This window comes from Mitsuokella sp. AF21-1AC, assembly GCF_003458855.1.
Classification (GTDB): domain Bacteria; phylum Bacillota; class Negativicutes; order Selenomonadales; family Selenomonadaceae; genus Mitsuokella.
Genome location: NZ_QRVW01000045.1, coordinates 1 through 7,544, shown reverse-complemented (window position 1 = coordinate 7,544; position 7,544 = coordinate 1). Strand labels below are relative to the sequence as shown.

Annotated in this window: 3 protein-coding genes; all 3 read left to right on the top strand. The window is 50.6% G+C overall.

Going from position 1 to position 7,544, the window contains the following annotated elements; genetic code table 11:
* Positions 1 to 168: 168 nt before the first annotated feature.
* The 3 genes from DWX75_RS11520 to DWX75_RS11505 all read left to right on the top strand — a co-directional run bounded on the left by DWX75_RS11520 (position 169) and on the right by DWX75_RS11505 (position 7,340).
* Positions 169 to 1,968 (top strand): autotransporter outer membrane beta-barrel domain-containing protein, encoded by a 1,800-nt coding sequence (locus DWX75_RS11520; protein WP_147671614.1) that lies wholly within the window; start codon positions 169 to 171, stop codon positions 1,966 to 1,968.
* A 43-nt stretch (positions 1,969 to 2,011) separates the two neighbouring features.
* Positions 2,012 to 5,992, top strand: a complete 3,981-nt coding sequence (locus DWX75_RS12020; protein WP_147671612.1) for an autotransporter outer membrane beta-barrel domain-containing protein — start codon at positions 2,012 to 2,014, stop codon at positions 5,990 to 5,992.
* A gap of 139 nt (positions 5,993 to 6,131) precedes the next feature.
* Positions 6,132 to 7,340 carry an ATP-binding protein gene (locus DWX75_RS11505; RefSeq protein ID WP_118016453.1) on the top strand — a complete coding sequence of 403 codons (1,209 nt, stop codon included), beginning with the start codon at positions 6,132 to 6,134 and terminating at the stop codon, positions 7,338 to 7,340.
* The last annotated feature ends 204 nt before the right edge of the window (positions 7,341 to 7,544 follow it).

The window sequence follows — 7,544 nt, the reverse complement described above, 5'->3', positions numbered from 1 at the left end:
CAATTGGATGATCCTGACATAAACGAGGGTCAAAAAGAATATGCAGAAGCTTATCTAAAAGGGTTGGAGACAACCATTCAAACCATCAAAGACCGTCAATATGGGAGCATCAACCTGGCTGGACATCTGAAACTGTATGGGGATGTCTATGCCAAAGATGGAGGCAGCGTGAATCTCCATCTCCAGGATGGCAGCTATTTTGAAGGCCAGGCCGATGATTATGCGGATTTTGACGCTGCCGGGCAGCTGACTCCCCGCCAGGTGGATGTGTCTTCCGATATGAATAAATCCGCGCTGGGCCATCTGTACGGTTGGAAAAATCAGGCAGATACGGCTTATGCCATGTACGGCGTCCCCCGCTTGAATGCTGGTACCATCAACCTGACCATGGACCCCGGCAGCAAATGGCAGACCCGGGGCAAGAGCTTCCTCACCTCTCTGGACTTCAACCATGGGGGGCTGGTGGATACCCGGAAGGGACACGGGGTGTCCGTTTCCATCGGCAAGCTCACTGGGGAGGGCGGCACCTTCCTCATGGACTTTTCCAAGGATGCGGCCAAATCCGATATGCTCTATGTAAGGGACCTGAGCCAGTCCGGGGTCCAGCACATCCAGGCCTACCTCCAGCCTGATACCAAAGTGGAAGAGTTGAAAGGCATCCGCTTTGCCACCACCGGCGGGGATGATTACAAACGGGATCCGGCCGCCAAATTCGATGTGAGCTTGGCCAAGGATCAGGGCATCAACAATGTTACTCTGAAAGTGAAGAACGAGAAGTTCAACCCGGAAGATACCGCGGCCAATGAGAAATTCAACGGGGGCAAAAACGGCGTAGGCACCTACAAGCCCGGCAACGACTATGTAACGGCGACTTTTTCTGGTAAAGGGTTTACCAAGGAAGTCCCGAATCAGGAAAAGATCATGACGGATGCCATGGCCAGGAAGAAGACCACCGATGCAGATGGCAATCTCCTGCCGGAATACCTGAAGACCGAGACCATCGAAAACCCGGTGAAGGAAGGGACCAACTGGTTCGTGGATGAAGCGGTGGTCACGCCTTCGGACAGCGGCAAGGTTATCAAGAAGGCCATTCATCTGGACTACATGAATGCCATTTCTGAAATTTATACCGATACGCTCAACAAGCGCCTCGGCGAAGCCCGCTACAGCGCGGACGGCGACGGCACGTGGGCTAGAATCCGCCATGATCAGCTGGGGCGTACGGGCCTGTATGATGCTAAGAATACGATGGTAGAAGTCGGCTATGACTGGACGCGGAACGAAACGAACTTTGGCAAACACATCCAGGGTGCGGCACTTGACTGGATGAACGGCAGTGCGAACTACAAAGAACTCAATGGCAGCAGTGACACGAAGCGCTATGGTGCCTGGTTCTACGATACCCGTCTGGGCAATAAAGGTCATTACACGGACATCGTCGCCAAATACGGCCGCCTGTTCAATAAATTCACGCTGCTGCCGGAGAGCGGCATGCCGGTGCAGGGCGATTACCACAATGATGCGTATTCGCTGAGCTTTGAATACGGCCGCAAGATGCCGCTCTCTTCTTCCTGGTACATCGAACCGCAGGCACAGGCTCAGTACACGTATCTGGGCAGCGCCGATTACCGCACGACACAGGGAACGCGCGTCCATCTGTCCGGTACGGACAGCTTCATCAGCCGCCTCGGCTTCCGCCTCGGACAGGATCTTGGCGAGAAGACGACGTTCTACATCAATGCGGACTTCCTGCATGAGTTCCTCGGCAATCAGGATGTTTCGGCCAGCGACATGACGGGCTGCATGAACGTTACGGGTCATAATGACGGCAGCTGGTACGATGTGGGCCTCGGCCTCACGACGCATCTCAACCAGGATGCCTATGCATTTGTCAATTGTGAGAAATCCTTCGGTCCAAAGATCGAACATAGCTGGTCGCTGGAAGCCGGCCTGAATTTCCAGTTCTGATGATGAGTTGAGCAAAGAGCGTTAAAAATAGGAGATTATAGCCATGAGAAGAATTTGCGGGAAAAAATTGACGTTAGCCGTGGTAGCTTCCCTGCTTGCCGGCACGGTACCGGCTTGGGCTGCGGATGTGACCGGGCAGCAGGTAACCATTGACAGCGATCAAACAGGAGAACAGATTTGTGGTGGAGCTACAACGAGTGGAAGTGCCTCCCATAATACTCTTTCTGTTTCCGGCAGCGCATCCATTCAAGCTGCGGACGGAATAGTAGGGGGCGGATATGCTGAGAATGGGGATGCCATCGGCAATCAGGTGACGTTCAGCAGCAGTGGAACTCATCAAATTTCATCTCTTTTTGGAGGAGCGGGCTTCTCTCAACAGGTACTTCAACAAGCCAACGAGAATCAGGTAACCATCACTAGCGGGACGTTTTTTAATTCCGACAACATCTTAGGGGGCTATTCCAATTCAGTCGTCAACAATAACACGGTATCCATCGGGGGTACGGCAGACATTGATTTTAGCAGATTGGATGGAAATGGCATCTATGGTGGATATGTTGAAAAATCATCAAGTATACCAAGTTCACTAAGTACAGCCAAGGGAAACCGGGTGGTTCTCAGCGGCGGCTCCGTTACGGGTGCTGAATTGATTGCCGGAGCCTGCGCTGATCATGTTGAGCACAACCAGGTATCCATTACAGGTGGAAATCTGGAAAATAATAAGGAAATCGCCGGCGGGCAAGCAAAAAACGGAAGTGCATCCGATAATACCCTTTCTGTTTCCGGCAGCACATCCGTTGGCGATACTCAGTATGCAGCCGGCGGATATGCTGAGAATGGGAATGCATCCGATAATACCCTTTCTGTTTCCGGTAGCACGTCCGTTAGCGATACTCAGTATGCAGCCGGCGGATATGCTGAGAATGGGGATGCCACCGGCAATCAGGTGACGTTCACCAGTAGTGGAGCCCAGGAAATTGGGGGAATCTATGGGGGAATGGCTTACCCTCAAAGTGCACATCAATCTGCAGCTCACAAAGCCAACGAAAACCAGGTAACCATCACCGGCGGGACGTTTGCTTCTGATTCTATTTTTGGAGGCCTTTCTAATTCAGTTGCCAACGATAACAAGGTATCCATCGGGGGCAGTGCGGACATTACACTTACCTCAGGACATCCTGGTGCATACGGGATTTTTGGCGGATATTCTGATGCGGATTCAAGTACAGCCGAGAGGAATCAGGTGAGCATCAGCGGTGGAACCATTAAGGGAGCCGACTTCCTTGTTGGTGCCCTGTCAGATAACGTTGTGGATAACAAAGTATCCATTACAGGTGGAAAACTGGAAAATAATAGGGAGATTGCAGGCGGATATGCTGAGGCTGGGAATGCCTCCCGTAATATCCTTTCTGTTTCCGGCAGCGCATCCATTATGGGCAATCAGTATGTAGTTGGTGGATATTCAGATGGTACCGGGACAGCCAACGAGAATCAGGTTTCCATAACCGATGGTACTTTGAATACAGCTTTTATCACAGGAGGAATGGCAGGAACTTCAGCCAACAATAATACCGTAGCCATAGGGGGCAATGCTATTGTAACTTTTTCATCCACTGATTCCCATGATGCTGATAAAATGATTAGCGGCGGATATTCTTCTTTTCATGAGGGCCAGGGCAATGGGAATCGAGTGGATATCACCGGCGGTCAAATTTCCCATGCCAATATGCTGGTTGGTGCAGTAGGCAAAGATGTTTCGAACAATCATGTTGCCATTACCGGAGGGAAGATCGAGGGCACGCAGTATATTCTTGGCGGTTATGGAGAAAGCAACGTCAACCAGGAGACGGTCACCATCGGGAAAGATGCTGTGGTGACGGCAGCCATCATCGGCGGCGGTTATATGGCCGACTCCGTTCTCAATAATATGGTCACGGTCAGTGGCACTGTTACTGGCTACATGATTGGCGGCAGTGTCTTATATGGAGGAATCGTTTCAGGTAATGTGCTGAATCTGGCAGGGGCTGCATTGAATACCCTTTCGCAAACAGATACTTCACTGATTGATTTCCTGAAGGAGGATGGATATAAAGAGATAGGAGAATCCATCCAGGCAGTGGGCGGAAGCCTTGGAGAATACGGTATCAAGGCCCAGGACAACAGAATCAACCTGAGTGGCAGTATGGATTTGAGCAAGACCAATCTGTATGGCTGGAGTACGGGCGTTGATATGAAGCAGGATGCTTCGGGGGATGATACCAAGGAGATCACCCACAGCGGCAATACACTGAACGTGGGCTATTTGGAAGAAATGACCACGGATAAGGAAGGGAAAAACACCATTACCGGCAAAGCGGCTGACTGGCATGGAAGCAAGGTTCGGGGCATCTACAACTTCGACAAGATTGCTTTCTACAACGTAGACCCCTCCCAGCCGGCTCTGACGGTGACAGATACAGTGAGCCTGCCGGATAATGTGACGCTGAATCTGGACCATTTCGCTTCTGCAGATGGAGGACAGGTCCTCAAAGACGATGTGCTCATCGATGCTTCTGGAGCCGCTACGGTGAAGGGGCTGGACAAGCTGTATGAATCTGGAAAGGATAAATACCAGCAGACGCTGACTCAGACGTATGCTGACGGCGGGGTGGAAGTCACTGGCAAGGCAGGGCTTTCCCTGTCGGACAACAATATTTTATCCTATGGCCTTTGTTCCCTGGAGGATATCACCTACAAGACTATCGACTGGCAGACGGACGGCACGGTCCTGACTCTCGCGGACAGCCGGAAGTTTGACCTTGCCAATACCAAGGTACATACGGAGAATATCGGCTTTACGGCAAAATCGTTGGAGAATATCACCAAGGCCGGGGATTACTCCATGACGCTCCTGGATACGCAGGGCAATAAGACCCTGGAGGCCGGCAATCTGACGACGAAGCAGGGCAAGTGGAATATCAGCAATGCCCTCGAAGGTATGGGCGTTGCCTCTCTCGATGCGAACGGCAATGTCATCTACACGATGGATACGGTCCAGAAAAAGAATGGCACGGAAATCAAAGTTGATACCTCGAAGCAGACGCATAATGCCTTGATCGCCAATGAAGCGGGCCTCGGCGTCCTGGCAGCAGGTCGTGACCGCCTGGACAGCGTGCTGACGAATTTCAACGGTCAGGAAGGTGGTGTATTCACGTTTGCCAGCCTGGGTGGCAGCAAGAACACGTACGATACGGGCAGCGAGAGCAAGACGTACACGTGGAATGGCCTCGTTGGCATCGGCAATGAAGCGGCCACGAAAGACGGGGATTTCTCCTATGGCCTATTCTATGAATATGGCAAGGGCCACTACAGTGTGGATGGTGCCGGCTATACGGGTAGCGGCGACGCGCACTACAATGGCGGCGGCCTGATGGCAAAATACATGGCCAGGAACAAGAACTATGTGGAAGGTTCCCTGCACTTCGGCAACTTGAAGAACAATGCGGATTCCGTCCTTCACAGCAGCGACGGCAGTGCCTATGGCTACAACACCAGCAGCAATTACTGGAGTGGCCATGTGGGCTTTGGACACATCTTTGATTTGACGGACAAGGTGGAAAGCACGAGCCTGGGCGGCACGCAGCGCGCCGCGCGTGATCTCGATGTGTACGGCAAGTATTTTTACACGCATGTCGGCGGCGATTCGTTCCGCGCTGGAGAAGCAAACTACCAGCTGGATGGGATGAACAGCAGCCTGCTGCGCATCGGTGCGCGCGTGAACAACCGGTCGGGCTGGAACAATTACTACTACGGTCTGGCCTGGGATTATGAGTTCGACGGGGAAAGCAACGGCACGGTTTCCGCAGCCGGCCTCAGCGCTCCCATCCGCAAAGCCGATATCGGCGGCAGCAGCCTGATGGCAGAAGCCGGCTGGAAGCTCGAATCCAACCAGGAAAATCCCTGGGAGGTCAATCTCAGCATGCAGGCATATGCCGGCCAGCATAAAGGCCTCGGCGGCAATGTCTATATGGCATACCATTTCTAAGTTTGGTGAATGACAATAAGGTCTGTGTACGACAGTTATGTTGTGCACAGGCCTTATTTTATAAAAATTTTATAAGTATAATATAAAAACTTAAATATTAAGTTATTTTTTATGTTATACTTATAAAAGGTGATGAAATATGGTAAAAAGAAATTTATACTTAAGAAAATTACTTTTGCTAAAAGATCAGCCACTTATCAAAGTATTGACCGGAATGCGTCGTGTCGGCAAATCAACCTTGCTCGATTTATTGGAGGAAAGTTTGAAACAAGACGGCGTGGCGGCCAATCAAATCATTCATCTGAATTTTGAATGGATGCGTTTCGATGAGATCAAAGATTATCGTCAGTTGTACACTTTTTTGCAAGAGCAAATGCATGGGCAGTCACATGTTTATTTGATGCTGGATGAGATTCAGCTCGTTGACCACTGGGAACGCGCCATCAACTCCATTTTTGCCAAAGGAATAGCCGATATTTATCTGACGGGTTCCAATGCCAAGCTTTTATCCTCTGAGATTGCTACCCTGTTGTCGGGACGTTACGCATTGATTGAAGTCTATCCGCTCTCCTTCCGAGAATACCTTGATTTTTTGCCTGAAGCAGAACGTCAGCAAACAGATATGACCTTTCAACGTTACCTCCAGTTTGGCAGTCTGCCAGTCATCCCTGGTATTCCGCAACATATTGATACCGTCCAAATGGTTTTGAGTGGCATTTATAATACGGTCCTGATGAAAGATGTCATACAACGCAATGCCGTCCGTGACCCGGCCCTTTTGGAGCATATCGTGCGTTTCTTGGCAGATAACGTTGGCAACCCGGTATCAACCAGCAAGATCAGTGGCTACTTGACCAGCAAGGGGCGCAAGACCTCGGCATTGACCGTTGATAATTATCTAAAGATGCTCGAGAATGCATTTATTTTTTATCGTGCCAGCCGTTACGACATAAAAGGGAAATTGTATCTGAAGACCATGGAAAAGTACTATATCGTTGATACTGGGCTGCGCAATGCGCTGCTCGGATTTCATGGCGGAGATTATGGTCATGTCTTGGAAAATGTTGTGTATCTCGAGTTGCTGCGGCGCGGGTATGAGGTCGGTGTAGGTAAACTGGGAACCCTGGAGGTAGACTTCATTGCATCCAAGCCGGATCAGAAAATCTACTATCAGGTTTCGGCAAGTATTCTGGATGAAAAAACACGAGAACGCGAATTGGAACCGCTTCGGAAAATCCGGGATCAGTATGAAAAGGTCATTTTGACGATGGATCGTACCTATATCAAAGATTTCGATGGCATACGCAATATCAATATTGTCGATTTCCTGCTGGATGATGCCCAGTAAATATGATCTTGGGCAAGAGCGTCCTCGCGTTCAAATCGGCTGTCGCCGAGGATGAGAAGCCGGAGCCGAAGCAGCTGGCACAGAGCGAGCAAAAGACGAAAACCGTTGTAAAATAAGAGAATACGAGTCGCACGGGCCCTGTATGTCAAACGCATACAGGGCCTTTTTCTTGTGCGCCGATTAGGCATGACAAAACCCCCAGTT

Coding starts and splice junctions, on each gene's coding strand:
- DWX75_RS12020 (WP_147671612.1), top strand. CDS start 2,012: ATGAGAAGAATTTGCGGGAAAAAATTGACGTTAGCCGTGGTAGCTTCC.
- DWX75_RS11505 (WP_118016453.1), top strand. CDS start 6,132: ATGGTAAAAAGAAATTTATACTTAAGAAAATTACTTTTGCTAAAAGAT.